This window comes from Arcicella rosea, from assembly GCF_014204325.1.
Classification (GTDB): Bacteria; Bacteroidota; Bacteroidia; order Cytophagales; family Spirosomataceae; genus Arcicella; species Arcicella rosea_A.
Window position 1 is genome coordinate 13,681 of record NZ_JACHKT010000024.1, and the last position, 15,514, is coordinate 29,194.

Consider the following 15,514-nt stretch of genomic DNA (forward strand, 5'->3'; position numbering starts at 1 on the left):
ATAACAAAATGTTCGCCTCTAAAACATCAAATAAAATAATAAAAGTACTTCATATTGCAACGGGAAACTATTCTCCCAGAGTCATTAAAGAAGTAAGCACCTTATCTGAAGACTATGAAGTATATGTAATTCAAGCTGTTAGGCTTGATGACGATGAACCAAAAGCCCATTTTTACCACATCAATTATTATCCGCAACTTTGGAAAAGAATCTGTTTTAATTTCCCTAAAATCCTGTTTTGGTATTTTAAAGTTCGTCCCAAAATCGTTCACATTCATGTGATTGAGTTAATTCCGATTGCTTATCTATTTTCTTTACTCAAGACAAAAATCATTTTTGACATCTATGAAGATTTTCATAAAAAGCTTCCAACAAAGCTGAAAAGCAAGATTCTTATATCATTGTTTTCATATTTTGACAAACTTGCTTCCAAACATTTCAACCTAATTTTTGCTGAAAACACTTATCTGACAAGTTATCTCAACATCAGAAAAAATCATGAAGTCATTTTAAATTATCCTAGAAAAGATGATTTTGAATTTATCCATTTCCAATTTAATATTTTAGAACCAGAGATTTTTTACATCGGACAAATCTCCGTTAATCGATGTATTGAACAACTCTTGGAGTCAATCTATCTATTAAAAAAGCTTTACCCAAACATCAAATTGAATTTGTTTGGATATTTTTCAAGCAATGATTTCCCTAAAAAACTGGAAGTTTTAATAAAAGAGTATGATTTAGAAGGAAATATTTTAGTGTATGGAATGACGTCCTTTAAAGAAGCAGCCGAAATTGCTAAAAATGCTTTTGTTGGAATCGCTTTACTCAAAGATATTGGTGATTACAGTATTTCCTATCCTACCAAAATGTTTGAATACATGGCTTCGGGTTTGCCTGTAATTACTTCAAATTTTGAACATTGTTTATCGGTAATTAATTCCACAAAATCAGGATTCAGTGTAAATCCTGAAAGTACTCAAGAGATTTTTGAAGCCATTCATTGGTTTATTCAAAACCCAAAAGAAGCGAAAGAAATGGGGAATTTAGGTAAAGAAGCGATCCGAAAACAATATAATTGGGAAAGCGAAGCTAAAAAGCTAGTAGAGTTCTATCATAAAGTATTAATTGATTAAGCTCTGAATTGGTTGTATTTCAAATATATAAAATTCAATGGAATCCTTTTTTGAATTATTACAGAAAGCAATTTACTCTTAAAAGTATGTCCTTTTAATTCAATCAACATTTTTATTACTTCTTCTCCTGCCTCAAAATCCTCTGTAAAAACACATTGTTTTAACACTAAATGAAGTCTTTTGATAAGTACTTTATTTTCAGTTTCATTGCGATTTAAGCTTAATATTTTAGCACAAACTTTTACGGTTGAAACAACCAAAGGATTCTCTTTTTGAACAAATCTGGAAGAAAGTGAAGTAGATACTTTTCGTTGAAAAGTTAAGATTTCTGGCAAATAAGCATACTCCCAATTTCTTGATGACCGAATCCAAAAATCGAAATCTTCGTAGGATAATGTTTCATCATAGCCATTCAAACTATCTAATACCTCGTTTTTTATCATCATCGTAGAAGGTAAAATAAAAGATTGTTCAATCAATTTTGAATAAATATTTCCTTCTGGAATACTTTGGTTTTTATCATATAAAGTGCTCAAAGTTTTTCCTTGCTCATCTATAAAAATGGCATTTGAAAACACTACACCATACGAATTACTCAATGATTCAAAATACCTTACTTGCTTTTCTATTCTGGTCTTTTCTAAGACATCATCAGTCGATAAATCAATGATATACTTCCCTTTAGCCAATAAAAGTGCTTGATTGAATGATTTACAATTGCCAATATTTTTTTCATTAAAAATCCATTGAACAGATGGATAATCTTGCATAAAAGCAAGTAGTTTTTGCTGACTATCATCTTCGCTCGCATCATCAACTACAATTAATTGAATAGCTTGATAAGTTTGATGAACTACTGAAGTAAGCGATTCTAGAAGAAATGCGGAATGATTATAACAGATGGCAATGACAGTAACAATAGGTTGTTTTTCAGGATTTTCCATCGTGTAGAAGTAACTGTTTAATTATGTTTCTGTTTCAATGACTTTTTTAGATTCGGTTGAACCGTATAAAGTTTCTGCAATACTTGCATTGATTTCAAAACCTAAAATCAAAACTAAAGCAACCAAATACAGCCAAACCATTAAGGCGATAAAAGTACCAATTGCACCATAAAGTTTATTGTACGTTGCAAAGTTTGAAAGGTAATAAGAAAACAAATTTGAAATAAGTATCGTAAGAATTGAAGCCGTGATAGAACCTGCATTGATAAATTTCCATTTTTTATGTATGGCAGGTGCCCAATAATAAATGATGGAAATCGTGATAAAGAACACTAAAAATATTACCAGATATGTAAGTAATTGTAAGGCGTAAAAAGTAAAATCTCGATTCATAATTCCTTCATCAAACAAGAAATCTACCATCAATCGACCCACAATCAAGAATCCTATCGCTACAATTAATACAAAAGTGAGTAGGAAATTCAACATCACTGCTATCAGCCTTGCTTGAATAAAACCACGTTGTTCTGAGGTTTTATACGTCAAATTAAAAGCCCGCATCAAAGCCATCATTCCACTTGTAGAAGCGTATAATGCAAAAATAAATCCCAGCGAAAGTACTCCTCCACGTGGTTTACTTACTATCTCAATAATGGTTTCTTGTGCTTCGTGGAAAATTCCTTTGGGCAATACTTCTGAAAGTAAAGCAATAATTTTTAAATCAAGATGATTGACAGGAATATAGGGAATTAGTGAGAAAAGGAAAATTATCGTCGGGAAAATCGCTAAAGTAAAATTATAAGCCACAGCCGCAGCACGAACATCAATATCAAACTGAAGAATTTTATTAATTAGTACTTCTAATACTTGATACAAAGTTTTTGCTGCATTTTCTAAATGATAAATCTTTAAGAAAAGGCGAAAACGGTAATAGAGTTCTGTATGTTTTATTTTTTCTAGCATTTATAATTTTTATAACCAACTAAGCAAAAAATGGGCTTAATCGGTCTAACAATTCTTTCGGGGCTGTTGTTAATCTATTATTTTCCATCTTTACAAAGACCAAAGTAGTTTCACCTTTGTGTACCAAAGTACCTTTGCTATTGAGAATTTCATAAAAGAAAACTACTCTAGCTGCTGGAATGTTTTTAATAGTAGTGCGTATAGTCAACAAATCATCGTACAAAGCAGGAGCAATAAACTTAGAAGTATTTTCATAAACGGGCATCATCACGCCAGAATCCTCCATTTCTTTATAGCTAAAGCCCAAACTTCTTAATGCCTCTACCCTACCTATTTCATAAAGTCTTGCATAGTTTCCATAATATACATAACCCATTTGGTCGGTATCTGCGTAGCGTACTCTGTATTGATAATCGTGTTGGTACATTGTTTGATTTTTTATTAGCTGTGAGGAATTAGCTTTGAGCTTTGAGTTGTGAGCAATGAGCTTTGGGCTAATTAGCTAGCTTTCTGCATTGCCCAAAAGCTATAATTGTTTAGTCTTCAACTATCTTTTGCTCAAAGCTCATAGCTCACAACTCAAAGCTGACAGCTCTCAGCTATTTCCTAATATTCAATTTATTCAAAGCTTCCTGATAAATGCGAGCATTGTTCAAATGGTCTTTGAATGTTTCGGCAAAATTATGGTAGCCAGAAAAATCTTCTTTAGCACAGAAGTACATATACTTATGATGCTCATAATTCAAGACGGCATCAATAGATGCTAAGTCTGGCAAGTTGATTGGACCGGGAGGCAAACCAACAACACGGTAAGTATTGTAAGGTGAATTTATTTGCAATAATGTCTTAGTTACTCTTTTAATAGAAAAATCTTGATGGGCAAAAATAACGGTAGGGTCTGCCCCTAATGGCATATTGGTATTCAAACGATTCATGTAAACCCCTGCTACTCTTGGCTTTTCATCTGCTTTTTTTGTTTCAGCCTCTACAATCGAAGCCATGATTTGTGCTCTGATTGGGTCTAAACCAATGGCTGTTGCTTTTCTCTTGCGTTCTTCCGTCCAAAATTTATCATACCAAGTTTTCATGGTATTCATTAACTCATCGGGACTTGTATTCCAATATACTTCATACGTATTTGGCAAGAACATACACATAATTGTTTCTTTGGTAAATCCGTACTTTCTCGCAACGGCAGTATCTTCTAACATTGTTGCCAAAGCGGTAGAATCAAATTCAAAACGATTACCAATTTTATGCACTAAATCTTTTTTCAAACGAATGTTATTAAAAGTAAGTTTAATGGCATCTTGGTTTCCAGAACGAAGTTTTTTGATTACTTCATAATTGCCCATGTCGGCTTTAATGACGTAACGTCCTTCACGAACATTATCTTTATACTTCAATAATTTTGCTAAAAACTTGAATGACAATTCGTCTTTAACAATCTTATGTTTACTCAAAGAATCCCAAACGGTTTCAAAAGTTGCTCCTTTCGGAATCAAAAGGGCAAAGCCTTTTTTCTCATCTACTTCGTAATTAGGCGTTTTTGTAATTTGCCAAATGTAATATGAAAACATTGTCGCAAATAAGGCGAATGCGAGAAAGAAGTAGCGTAATAATTTATTGTTTTGTTGCATTGTAATGATAATGAAGTAAACGAAAGCGTTTTTTTAAATGATTGTTTTATTTTAATGATATGTTTTTTTAGAATTGCGGTAACTTAATCTATCCAATTCTCATAGACTAGTCTTTCAATCCTCATCATCTAATAAATACTTTATTCTGCCCATGAAGTATCAATGTCTTTATTTGTTCTTGATTCTTCAATTATTTTTATCAATTCATCGCTTGTCTCTGGTAAATCAAGGCTTCCTGCTAAAGCATAAAAAGCCTTTTCATCCGAAACTTTATCAGTTGTATCTATTTCACTAGCACTAATTCTAAATTTAGCTTTCAACCTTTTAGCCAAATCTATAAAAAGCTGATAATCTGCCTGAGAACTTGGTTCAATGATGATTGTATTCATATTTTTAAAATAATGTTGTTTTTCAATAAAGTTACAATACTGTAATTATTGCAAAAGAAACCCTAAAACCACCATTAAAGATAAAACATTTTACCGCTATCCTTAAAACGCTATTCCAAATCTATCTGCTAAAGCTTGCAAATCTTTCACTACTGGTTCTAAAAGATTAATTCCATTGGCTTTGCGTTCAGCTTCTATTTCTCTTTCTGGGTCACCCGGTACTAATACTTTTTTACCTTCTACTGCTTCAGCTGCATGGAAACGGTCAATCCATTTATCCATATCTGCTTTAAATTCTTCTGCGGGACGGAAAGCATCAATTCTCATTGCTCCTAAGAAATGCCCTGTACCTTTTCCTACTTGTTCACCTGCGGTCATAAAGCCTGCGGTTGCAAATGGTGGAACCCAAGGGCCAAAGTTTGCTCCTGATAATACGCCTGAGAAAATATCTACAATCGCTCCTAAACCATAACCTTTATGCGAACCATGCTCACGGTCGCCTCCAAGTGGTAATAATGCACCACCATTTTTTACTGCATTTGAATCGTCAGTAGGATTTCCTTCTTTATCTTGAACCCAACCAATTGGTGCAGGTGAACCTTTTCTTTGTAAAATCTCCATTTTCCCATAAGCTACTGCGGTACTGGCAAAGTCTGCAACGAAAGCAGGGTTGTTCTTTGCTGGAACTGCTACTGCAATGGGATTAGTTCCTAAAAGTTTTTCTTTTGAAAAAGTTGGAGTTACCAACGGTGCGGCGTTTGTCATTGCCCAGCCAATCATATCATTGTCTGAAGCCATCATTGCATGATAACCTGCAATACCAAAGTGATTTGAGTTTTGTACCGAAATCCAGCCTGAACCTACATTAGTCGCTTTTTCCATTGCAATTTTCATTGCATAAGGTGCTACCACCAAACCTAAACCTTTGTCTCCATCAATTACTGCTGTTGAAGGGGTTTCATGAACAATTTTGATCTTTGGCGTTGGATTCAATCTTCCATTATCATACAAACGAACGTAGCCACTTAGTCTTGCTGTTCCGTGTGAATCTACGCCTCGTAAGTCAGCAGAAATTAATACTTTCGAGGCCAAATCGGCATCTGTTTCAGAACAACCTATCGAAAGAAATACATTTTTAATAAAGTTTTGCAGGTAGCTATATTCGTAAATCATAAATGAAATTGAGATTATTTTCTAAAAATTGAATGAATTTATGCTAATTCAAGGTCGGCAAAATTACGAATAATTGTTCGATGAAAGTCTTTTTTCGAGTAAAAAGCAGAAATATCACTAGGATTATCCAGTAAATCTGTCCAAACTTGCTTCGTTCAGGATGATTAATAAATGAAGATTTTGTATATTCTGTGTGAAATAAATACTTTCCTTTAGTAGAATCTCAATCAATACTTACTTTTGTGAGAAATTGAATAATAATAATAATATATCTGTTTCTTTTTAATCAAAGAACCCAGCTATCTGGTAAAACGTTAATCAAGTATCCATTGAGCATATAAATTTTAATAAAATGTCTTTCAGATTCAAAAGTATTACTGCCAGACTTTTTGGCTACTTCGTAAAAGGTTTATTTTTACTCGCTCCTGTTTACATAACAGGGTATATCATTTTCAACCTACTGAATTCATTAGACCAAGAATTTTACTTTTATTTCCGTGGAACTGGCTTAGTAATTATGGTAGCCATTATCATGATTGTGGGCTTTTTAGGTTCTACGTTCATTTCATTGCCTTTGATTCAAATTTTGGAAGAAGGTGTTTCCAAACTTCCTCTGGTTGGTTTAATTTACTTCTCTTTAAAAGACCTCATCGGTGCTTTTGTGGGCGATAAAAAGAAGTTTAATCAACCTGTAAAGTTTATCTTGAACAAAGAAAATGGTATTTTAAAGTTAGGTTTTATTACCCAAACCGACTTGTCTTTTTTAGATATTCAAGATGCAGTATTGGTTTACTGCCCACATTCTTATGCTTTCTCAGGTGAAATCTTTGTTGTGCCTGTTGCCAATGTTACTTTATTGAATATTCCTGCTTCTGATGCCATGAAAATGATAGTTTCTGGTGGAGTATCTCTATCTAGTGCCTCTTAATTTTTGGGCATTTCTATACAACATAAAGCTGCTTATTCAGTTAAATAATTTCAATGCATAATTGACTTTTAGTAATACTATGTTTTCTAATTTATCGTTTTCTAACATTCAAATAAAGTTTTTATCATTTTAAATTACTCTTATCATTTATGGTTCTCATAAGTATTTTTTCAAGTTTTTCTTGGTGGTTTATTATCCCAATTGCCTTACTCATTTTGGCACTTCGTGACATTCTTCAAAATCGTCATACCATCCAGCATAATTACCCTGTGGTCGGTCATATTCGATATATGCTCGAAAAAATTGGACCTGAACTCCGACAATATATTGTTGCTAACAACCGAGAAGAACTCCCTTTTAACAGAGGTGAAAGAGCTTGGGTGTATGCTTCTTCCAAAAAAGAAAATAATTTACAAGGCTTTGGTTCTGACCAAGACTTTAGTGCTGTAGGTTATATTTTTATTAAACATGCAATGCTCGGACACAAACTCTCGGCTAATCACCCCAATGAAAAAGACCCAAGTGCAGTGCCTTGCTCAAAAACTATTGGTGAATATCATAAACGTAAGCGTCCCTACAAGCCTTATTCTGTGGTAAATATTTCTGGAATGAGTTACGGTTCTTTGTCTGCTAAAGCCATTGAATCTTTAAACAAAGGAGCTTTAAAATTTGGTTGTTATCATAATACTGGAGAAGGTTCGCTTTCTCCATATCATAAATATGGTGCTGATGTAGTAGTAAATATTGGTACTGCATACTTTGGTGTAAGAGATGATGATGGTAATTTTTCGATGGAGAAATTGATAAAAATGACTTCGGAGAATCAATTCATCAGAGCATTGGAATTAAAGCTTTCGCAAGGAGCAAAACCAGGAAAAGGTGGAATGTTACCTGCTGCTAAAATCACGAAGGAAATCTCTGAAATCAGACATATCCCAATGGGTAAAGATGCCCTCTCTCCTGCATTTCACTCAGAGTTTTCAACGATTCCTGAAATGGTTAATTTCATTGAATCAATGGCCAATAAAACGGGATTACCTGTAGGAATTAAGTCGGCAGTAGGGAAATTAGAAATGTGGGAAGAACTTGCACAGTATATGGTAAAAACTGGAAAAGGACCAGACTTTATTACTATTGATGGTGGCGAAGGTGGAACGGGTGCTGCACCTCATGCTTTTGCTGATCACGTTTCTTTACCCTTTAATTATGGTTTTACAAGGGTTTATAAGATTTTTCAGAAGTATGAATTGACAGATAAGATTGTATTTATTGGTTCTGGTAAATTAGGTTTTCCTGAAAAGGCAATGATGGCATTTGCCATGGGTTGCGACTTAATCAACGTTGCTCGTGAAGCCATGATGTCTATTGGTTGTATTCAAGCACAGGTTTGTCATACCAATCGTTGTCCAGCAGGTGTTGCTACTTCAAGCCCTTGGCTACAAGGTGGAATCGACCCTGCCCTAAAAAGCGAGCGTTTTTATAATTATGTAAAGACATTAAACAAAGAAATTCTGGAGATTACTCATGCCTGTGGTTATGAACACCCTAGCCAGATGACGATGCAAGACGTTGATATGGTTATGGGCGATAATAATAAAACACAATCATTAGCAACAACTTTTGGATATAATAAAACTAAAGTACCCTTTGAAAGTGTAGAGCAACTATTACAAAGCCCTCATTTGGGGGGAGGGAAAGCGAGAGCTTAATTAATAATTGTAAAAGGGATGGTCTAACACCATCCTTTTTTATTGTTGAAGTACAAATTAGTATTGGCAACCTGACTGTTTGAATTATGAACTACAATCTGTAAATTAACAACCCAACTTCTTGAATTGACTGCACGACTGTTTGAATTAACAGCTTGACTGTTTGAATTAACAGCTTGACTGCTTGAATTAACGACTCAACTGTTAGAATTAATAACACGACTCTTTGAATTGACGACTGCACGACCATAATTAATAAAATCTATCACAAAATATTAAAAACGACGATGTGTTTTTTTGAGTTAATCCAATAAATATCGTTCATTCATCTTTCCATAACCTCAATTGACGGCTCTTTCGGCAATTTTCATTATCTTTGTAGTATGTTATCTATCAATAATCTTTCGTTTTATTTCGGTTCTCGCCCAATGTATGATGGGGCGAACTTACATATTAAGCCTAAAGACAAAATCGGTCTTATCGGGGCAAATGGTACTGGTAAATCTACCTTACTTCGTATAATAGATGGTGAATACTTACCCGATGGTGGCAGTATTTCTAAGTCAGGCGACTGTACCATTGGTTTTTTAAATCAAGACTTACTTTCATATCAGAGTGATGATTCTATTCTTTCAGTAGCCATGCAGGCTTTTGAAAGACAGAACTTTTTACAAGCTGAAATTGATAAGGTTTTACATAAGATGGAAACCAATTTTGAAGATGATGATGTCAATAAACTGGCTCGTTTTCAAGATGAATTTGATGCTTTAGGTGGATATACCATTCAATCAGAAGCAGAAGCCATTCTGGAAGGTTTAGGATTCAGCACTGATGACTTATCACAGCCATTACAGAAGTTTTCTGGAGGTTGGAGAATGCGTGTAATGTTAGCCAAATTGCTTTTACAACGCCCCTCGCTATTGATGCTTGATGAGCCTACCAACCACTTGGACTTACCGTCTATTGAATGGGTAGAAAACTATATTAATACCTATGAAGGAGCAATCATTGTCGTTTCTCATGATAGATTCTTCTTGGATAACACCGTCACAACAATTGTTGAAGTAGCAGGTGCAAAGCTGATTCCATATTCAGGCAATTACTCTTTCTATATGGAAGAAAAAGCTTTGAGAAATGAAGTGCAGAAAGGTGCTTATGAAAACCAACAACAAGCAATAAAGCAAACTGAAAAGTTTATTACTCGCTTCAAAGCAAAAGCGACTAAAGCACGTCAGGTACAATCAAGAGTAAAAGCTTTAGAGAGATTAGAATTGATTGATGACGTTTTAGACGAAAATGCGAAAGTAAACTTTAAGTTCAATTTCGGTACTCAGCCCGGTCGTTTTATCATGCACTTGGAAGATATTACAAAGGCTTATGGACCAAAAAGAATTCTTACCAGTACAAACGCAGTTATTGAAAGAGGTGATAAAATCGCTTTGATTGGTGCCAACGGTAAAGGTAAATCTACTGTATTAAGAATCATAGATGGTTCAGAGCAATTTGAAGGTGAACGCAAATTGGGGCATAATGTTATCGACTCATTTTATGCACAGCATCAGTTAGAAAGCTTAGACGTAAATAATACCCTGTTGGATGAATTGAAAATGACAGGAACAGGGAAGTTAGAAACAGAATTAAGAAGTATCTTAGGTTGTTTCTTGTTCTCAGGCGATGATGCTTTCAAGAAAATCAAAGTACTTTCAGGGGGCGAGAAATCAAGAGTAGCCTTGGCTAAAGTATTAATCTCTGAAGCTAACTTTTTGCTACTTGATGAGCCAACTAACCACTTGGACATGATGTCTGTAAACATCTTGATTCAAGCTTTACAACAGTACGAAGGTACTTATGTAGTGGTTTCTCACGATAGATTCTTCGTTTCTGAAATTGCTAATAAGATTTGGTATATTGAAGACGAAGAGATAAAAGTATATCCAGGCACTTATGATGAATATGAAACTTGGATGGAACAACGTAGAATAGATGGCACACTTCCAAAAGAAGGTTCTCCTAAAAAGACTGTTGAGAAAGTTGTAGAGAAAAAGCCAGTTTTAGATGATTTTGCCAAAAAGGAAGCACAAAAGAACCTGAAGAAGTTAAACCTTAAGTTGACTGATGCAGAAAGCTTAATCGCAAAATTAGAAGCAGAGAAAGTCGAGAAAGAGAAAACCCTTGCCGACCCAATTACGTTTAACAATGCTGATACTTTGAAAAAAGAGAATATTGCTTACCAAAAGATTCTTAATTCACTAGAAGAAGCAAATGATACTTGGGAAGCTGTAATGTTGGAGATTGAGGAAACAGAAAGTGTGCTTCAGTAAAATTCAATTATTAGCGACAAGCTTTGAATAATAATTTTCTAAAAACGCAAATAAACGGTACTCCCTGTTTTATTTGCGTTTTTGATTTTAAACCTTTGTTCCTTTACTTTCAGAATAATTTTAGTAGCCTTTCGTTATAACAAACATCTTTCTTTATCACTTAAACGCTCAATCCATTAGCTATTCTTTATGAAAATTTTAACTTCAATTTTCTTATTATTGATGTCATTTACCTTTTTTGCACAAAGAAAGAAAGCTGTACAATACGAGTCCAAAAAGATTATTTATGACAACCATACTTACGAACCTTACATTCGTACTGTTCAATTATATCCTTCTTTAAGTGCGACAAAAACACCTCAAGAAACATTAAACCCGCCTGTAATCAATTTACAGGAAAATCAAATTTTGAAACTAGAGTTTGATTGTTTAGCTCCTGAATTTCAGAGTTTCAGAGTAAAGGTATTTCATTGTAATGCAGATTGGACGCCTTCAGTATTAAATGACATTGAATATTTAACAGAATTCAACGATTTCCCAATTAACGATTATAGAAATTCATTTGCTACCAAAATTCCATATACCCATTTTGCTGTAGAAATCCCTAAGACCAAATTAGCAGGCAACTATTTGGTAATGGTTTACAAAAACCGTAGTGAAGATGACATTGTGCTTACTCGTAGATTTATGGTTTTTCAAAATCGTGTAGGCGTTGCTGGCAATGTTACTTTCCCGAACAATGTTCAGAAAAGGCGTACTCATCAACAAGTAAACTTTAGTATAAATTATAGTGGCTACGAAATTATTGACCCCAAGCAAGATTTGAAAATTATAATTCGTCAGAATTTTAGAGACAATAAGACACTTACTAATCTTAAACCTTTCATGATTGATTCCTACAATCGTAAAATGGATTACCAGTTTTTTGAAGGAGAAAACCAATTAGAAGGCAGCAATGAATTTAGGATGTTTGATGGAAGAAGTACTCAACAAAAATTAGTGAATATTGCTAGAATTGTTCAAGCAGAAAAAGAAAGTATCATAGAGGTTCGTCCCGAAAAACCACAAAATGGTTTGGCTTATGTAGCGACGAATGATTTCAATGGAATGTATGTGATAGATAATTATGAAACCAATCATGGTGATACTGAATCTGATTATGTAAGAGTAAGTTTTTTATTGAAAACGGATTCATTAGAAAACAAAAAAGTATTCATTAACGGTGCTTTCAACGACTGGAATCTTAACGAAGTAAACCAAATGCACTATGTACCTGAAAGTGGCGCTTATGAAGCTTTCATTCAGTTAAAACAGGGAGTTTACAATTATTTGTACATAACAAAAGACAATGAAGGAAATATCAGCGAAGCAGAACTAGAAGGCACACATTCACAAACTGAAAATGTGTATGAAATTTTGATATACCATCGCTCAATAGGAACAAGAGCAGATGCTTTAGTAGGTTATACTTTGATAAAAAACCAATAAAAAAAGCCTTCCAATCAATGTTGGAAGGCTTTTTCCTATCACTATATATTGTTATTACACGTTAAAACGGAAGTGCATAATGTCCCCATCAATTACAACGTATTCTTTACCTTCAACCGATAGTTTACCTGCCTCTTTACAAGCATTTTCAGATTTGTATTGTCGGTAATCAGCAAATTTAATTACTTCTGCACGGATAAAACCACGTTCAAAATCTGAGTGAATAACACCCGCAGCAGCAGGAGCTTTCCAACCTTTTTGGATAGTCCAAGCACGCACTTCTTTCACACCAGCCGTAAAATAAGTAATCAAATTTAACAAGTAATATGAACTACGAATTAATTTATCTAAACCTGATTCTGTTAAATTATACTCTTCCAAAAACATTTGACGGTCATCTTCATCTTCCATTTCAGCAATTTGAGACTCCAATGCTGCACAGATTACTACAACCTCCGCTCCTTCTTCAGCTACCGCAGCTTTCAATTGCTCAACGTATTCATTCGTGCCTTTAGCGATTGAACCTTCGTCAACATTGGCTACATAAATAACAGGTTTATCAGTCAATAAACATAAATCACCGATTGCTTCAAATTTAGCATCTGGCTCTAAACCTTGAACAGTTCTAGCAGATTTACCAGCTTCTAAAGTAGCTTTGTATTGTTGAAGAATAGCTAATTGTGCTCTAGATTTCGCATCACCAGCTTTGGCAGCACGTTCTACTTTTTGGATTTTTTTATCGACAGATTCTAAATCTTTTAATTGTAATTCATAGTCGATAATTTCTTTATCCGAAACAGGATTTACTCTTCCCTCTACGTGAACGATGTTATCATCTGAAAAACAACGAACTACGTGCAAGATAGCATCTACTTCACGAATGTTTGCCAAGAATTTGTTTCCTAAACCTGCACCTTGCGATGCTCCTTTTACCAAACCTGCAATATCCATAAACTCAATAACGGTTGGTAAAACTCTTTGAGGGTTTACCAATTGTTCTAGAATATTAAGACGTTCGTCAGGTACTGTAACGATACCAACATTAGGTTCAATTGTACAGAAAGGATAATTGGCGGCTTCCGCCTTATTTGAAGAAATTGCACTAAATAAAGTAGATTTTCCAACATTTGGTAAACCTACAATTCCACATTGAAGACCCATTTATATTATTTAATAAATTGCAAATATTTGATAAGTTGTTTTAAATCCTCTAAAAGTTCATCATAAGTGATACAATGAATCTTTTTTGAATTAATGATAGTGTTGCTTCTACGCCAATCAAGCCTTTCTCTATCAATTATATTGTCTAACGATGTTGCTCTGCCAACTATTAAAATTCCATTGTAACTTCTAATACGAGTACCGAATTTTCCTTCGAGAGAGCTTGTCTGTCTTAAATCTTCTAACTTCCAAAACCAATCTATTATTTGACTATAACCATGTTCAAATCTAACAGACCATTCTTTTTGATACTTTCCTTTCTTTTTCTTAAAAATACTATCTGACTTTCCATCTTCAAACTCCACAAATATAAATGAAGCTTTTTTGGCATCACCAATAACTAAATCGGCTTTGAAGTCACCGAAAAAATCAAATTCATAAGAAATTCTATTGATTTCAGCTAAGTCAGGAAAGTAACATTTACCAATTAATGCAGATAAGTTAGGTGATTGTTTGAAAAATGGCAAAAGCTGAGAGGATTCCTCCAATTCTTGATAAGTAGTTAATAGGTTTTCTAAAGTAAGTAATTCTTTTTCTACTGCTTTCCAGTCGATATTAATTTCTCTAAAGTCTTTCATTAACGCTCATTTTTCTATTTGCCAAAGCTTCCATTCAAAATAGCATGCACATGAAGCATATCAGGCTCTCTCTCAAAAATGACCTTATACTTACTTACATTCATTACATAGTATTTTTTTGAATCTCCTTCAATAGGTAACAATTCATAGCTTTGTTTTGGATTATTAGCCAAAACACTGTTTAATGAATGGTCTATTTCATTACGAGAGCTTTTTTTTAAGCTATCATAAGCAATTTCAGCAGCACGTTCCAGCTCAATATTTTTCAACAATCTTTCCATAACTGTCTAACATTAATTTAAACAAAGTTACAAGTTTAATCCTACAACAACAAAAAAGCCTCTGAAAATTCAGAGGCTTATACAATTCTTCAATTAGTTTATTCCCATTTCAAATCACTACCAAAACCACCTACCGCATCTTCATCTTCACGATTAAATTGTGTAAAATCTACATCTGGCAATAATTCATTTTTAACATGATTAACAGCTTCTTGTAGTCCTTCAACAAATTTATCAAAATCTTCTTTGTACAAGAACATTTTATGTTTTTCGTAAGCAAATCCATCATCTTTTTGATAACGGCGACTTTCAGTAATAGTAATGTAGTAGTCGTTTGAGCGGGTCGATTTCACATCAAAAAAATACGTTCGCTTTCCTGCTCTGATACGTTTCGAAAACAATTCTTCTCTTTCTCTTTCTTCCACTGTGCTATGACAATTTAGGGTTTACGGATTGGTAAAAATATAAATTTTCTGAATGTTTCAAAAGTTAATCATAAAAAATAATTTCTATTTCTTCATTTATCGTTTATATATCAAGTTTTGATGGTTTCATGCTTATAAATGTAAAATGTCTTTTATTTAAATCTATTGAAAGTAAAATTTTATAATTTTCTATGTTTGATTGCTGTTTTTCAAATTTCCAAACGATAAAATTAATATTTTTATTTCTCCCGAAAAAAGCTAGTTTTGTATTCCAGTTTTGGTAGAAAATGTGTAGAAAGCCACTCAATTTAATCCACT

At 33.8% G+C, this 15,514-nt stretch carries 15 protein-coding genes; 5 read left to right on the forward strand and 10 right to left on the reverse strand.

Annotated elements, in window-relative coordinates; all coding sequences use genetic code 11:
* Positions 1-8: 8 nt before the first annotated feature.
* Positions 9-1,136 carry a glycosyltransferase gene (locus HNP25_RS15210; protein WP_184135458.1) on the forward strand — a complete coding sequence of 376 codons (1,128 nt, stop codon included), beginning with the start codon at positions 9-11 and terminating at the stop codon, positions 1,134-1,136.
* Here HNP25_RS15210 and HNP25_RS15215 read toward each other — a convergent pair.
* The 6 genes from HNP25_RS15215 to HNP25_RS15240 form a co-directional block, all read right to left on the reverse strand.
* Positions 1,133-2,080, reverse strand: a complete 948-nt coding sequence (locus HNP25_RS15215) for a glycosyltransferase family 2 protein (protein ID WP_184135460.1) — start codon at positions 2,078-2,080, stop codon at positions 1,133-1,135. The two genes, HNP25_RS15210 and HNP25_RS15215, sit on opposite strands and share 4 nt — an antisense overlap.
* 21 nt (positions 2,081-2,101) lie before the next feature.
* On the reverse strand, positions 2,102-3,043 hold the full coding sequence (locus tag HNP25_RS15220; RefSeq protein ID WP_184135462.1) for a YihY/virulence factor BrkB family protein: 942 nt from the start codon (positions 3,041-3,043) through the stop codon (positions 2,102-2,104).
* A gap of 19 nt (positions 3,044-3,062) precedes the next feature.
* Positions 3,063-3,470: an acyl-CoA thioesterase gene (locus HNP25_RS15225; RefSeq protein ID WP_184135463.1), complete on the reverse strand. Its 408-nt coding sequence runs from the start codon at positions 3,468-3,470 to the stop codon at positions 3,063-3,065.
* A 172-nt stretch (positions 3,471-3,642) separates the two neighbouring features.
* Complete coding sequence (gene mltG / locus HNP25_RS15230; protein ID WP_184135465.1) at positions 3,643-4,683, reverse strand: endolytic transglycosylase MltG; 1,041 nt, start codon at positions 4,681-4,683, stop codon at positions 3,643-3,645.
* Between the two features lie 140 nt (positions 4,684-4,823).
* Positions 4,824-5,072 carry a hypothetical protein gene (locus HNP25_RS15235; RefSeq protein ID WP_184135467.1) on the reverse strand — a complete coding sequence of 83 codons (249 nt, stop codon included), beginning with the start codon at positions 5,070-5,072 and terminating at the stop codon, positions 4,824-4,826.
* Positions 5,073-5,174: 102 nt separating this feature from the next.
* Positions 5,175-6,245: an Ldh family oxidoreductase gene (locus tag HNP25_RS15240; protein WP_184135468.1), complete on the reverse strand. Its 1,071-nt coding sequence runs from the start codon at positions 6,243-6,245 to the stop codon at positions 5,175-5,177.
* 352 nt (positions 6,246-6,597) lie between these two features.
* On the opposite strand from HNP25_RS15240, the gene HNP25_RS15245 reads away from it, so the two are divergent.
* The 4 genes from HNP25_RS15245 (at position 6,598) to HNP25_RS15260 (ending at position 12,691) form a co-directional block, all read left to right on the forward strand.
* Complete coding sequence (locus HNP25_RS15245; protein WP_184135470.1) at positions 6,598-7,173, forward strand: DUF502 domain-containing protein; 576 nt, start codon at positions 6,598-6,600, stop codon at positions 7,171-7,173.
* A gap of 149 nt (positions 7,174-7,322) precedes the next feature.
* Positions 7,323-8,882, forward strand: a complete 1,560-nt coding sequence (locus HNP25_RS15250) for an FMN-binding glutamate synthase family protein (protein WP_184135472.1) — start codon at positions 7,323-7,325, stop codon at positions 8,880-8,882.
* Between the two features lie 428 nt (positions 8,883-9,310).
* Positions 9,311-11,203 (forward strand): ABC-F family ATP-binding cassette domain-containing protein, encoded by a 1,893-nt coding sequence (locus tag HNP25_RS15255; RefSeq protein ID WP_409012522.1) that lies wholly within the window; start codon positions 9,311-9,313, stop codon positions 11,201-11,203.
* 189 nt (positions 11,204-11,392) lie between these two features.
* Entirely contained in the window at positions 11,393-12,691 is a 1,299-nt protein-coding gene (locus HNP25_RS15260) for a type IX secretion system plug protein (protein ID WP_184135476.1), read from the forward strand.
* A 54-nt stretch (positions 12,692-12,745) separates the two neighbouring features.
* On the opposite strand, the gene ychF is transcribed toward HNP25_RS15260, so the two are convergent.
* From ychF to HNP25_RS15280, 4 genes are all read right to left on the reverse strand, one after another.
* Positions 12,746-13,852 carry a redox-regulated ATPase YchF gene (ychF, locus tag HNP25_RS15265; RefSeq protein WP_184135477.1) on the reverse strand — a complete coding sequence of 369 codons (1,107 nt, stop codon included), beginning with the start codon at positions 13,850-13,852 and terminating at the stop codon, positions 12,746-12,748.
* 5 nt (positions 13,853-13,857) lie between these two features.
* On the reverse strand, positions 13,858-14,490 hold the full coding sequence (locus HNP25_RS15270; RefSeq protein ID WP_184135479.1) for a Shedu anti-phage system protein SduA domain-containing protein: 633 nt from the start codon (positions 14,488-14,490) through the stop codon (positions 13,858-13,860).
* Positions 14,491-14,504: 14 nt separating this feature from the next.
* Positions 14,505-14,771, reverse strand: a complete 267-nt coding sequence (locus HNP25_RS15275) for a hypothetical protein (RefSeq protein ID WP_184135480.1) — start codon at positions 14,769-14,771, stop codon at positions 14,505-14,507.
* A 98-nt stretch (positions 14,772-14,869) separates the two neighbouring features.
* Entirely contained in the window at positions 14,870-15,196 is a 327-nt protein-coding gene (locus tag HNP25_RS15280; protein ID WP_184135482.1) for a DUF3276 family protein, read from the reverse strand.
* Positions 15,197-15,514: the final 318 nt, after the last annotated feature.

What these genes read in the sequence shown, in the direction of transcription:
- HNP25_RS15245 (WP_184135470.1), top strand. Translation starts at nt 6,598, where the DNA reads ATGTCTTTCAGATTCAAAAGTATTACTGCCAGACTTTTTGGCTACTTC.
- HNP25_RS15210 (WP_184135458.1), top strand. Translation starts at nt 9, where the DNA reads ATGTTCGCCTCTAAAACATCAAATAAAATAATAAAAGTACTTCATATT.
- ychF (WP_184135477.1), bottom strand. Translation starts at nt 13,852, where the DNA reads ATGGGTCTTCAATGTGGAATTGTAGGTTTACCAAATGTTGGAAAATCT.
- mltG (WP_184135465.1), bottom strand. Translation starts at nt 4,683, where the DNA reads ATGCAACAAAACAATAAATTATTACGCTACTTCTTTCTCGCATTCGCC.
- HNP25_RS15275 (WP_184135480.1), bottom strand. Translation starts at nt 14,771, where the DNA reads ATGGAAAGATTGTTGAAAAATATTGAGCTGGAACGTGCTGCTGAAATT.
- HNP25_RS15235 (WP_184135467.1), bottom strand. Translation starts at nt 5,072, where the DNA reads ATGAATACAATCATCATTGAACCAAGTTCTCAGGCAGATTATCAGCTT.
- HNP25_RS15215 (WP_184135460.1), bottom strand. Translation starts at nt 2,080, where the DNA reads ATGGAAAATCCTGAAAAACAACCTATTGTTACTGTCATTGCCATCTGT.
- HNP25_RS15220 (WP_184135462.1), bottom strand. Translation starts at nt 3,043, where the DNA reads ATGCTAGAAAAAATAAAACATACAGAACTCTATTACCGTTTTCGCCTT.
- HNP25_RS15255 (WP_409012522.1), top strand. Translation starts at nt 9,311, where the DNA reads ATGTATGATGGGGCGAACTTACATATTAAGCCTAAAGACAAAATCGGT.
- HNP25_RS15260 (WP_184135476.1), top strand. Translation starts at nt 11,393, where the DNA reads ATGAAAATTTTAACTTCAATTTTCTTATTATTGATGTCATTTACCTTT.
- HNP25_RS15225 (WP_184135463.1), bottom strand. Translation starts at nt 3,470, where the DNA reads ATGTACCAACACGATTATCAATACAGAGTACGCTACGCAGATACCGAC.
- HNP25_RS15250 (WP_184135472.1), top strand. Translation starts at nt 7,323, where the DNA reads ATGGTTCTCATAAGTATTTTTTCAAGTTTTTCTTGGTGGTTTATTATC.
- HNP25_RS15270 (WP_184135479.1), bottom strand. Translation starts at nt 14,490, where the DNA reads ATGAAAGACTTTAGAGAAATTAATATCGACTGGAAAGCAGTAGAAAAA.
- HNP25_RS15240 (WP_184135468.1), bottom strand. Translation starts at nt 6,245, where the DNA reads ATGATTTACGAATATAGCTACCTGCAAAACTTTATTAAAAATGTATTT.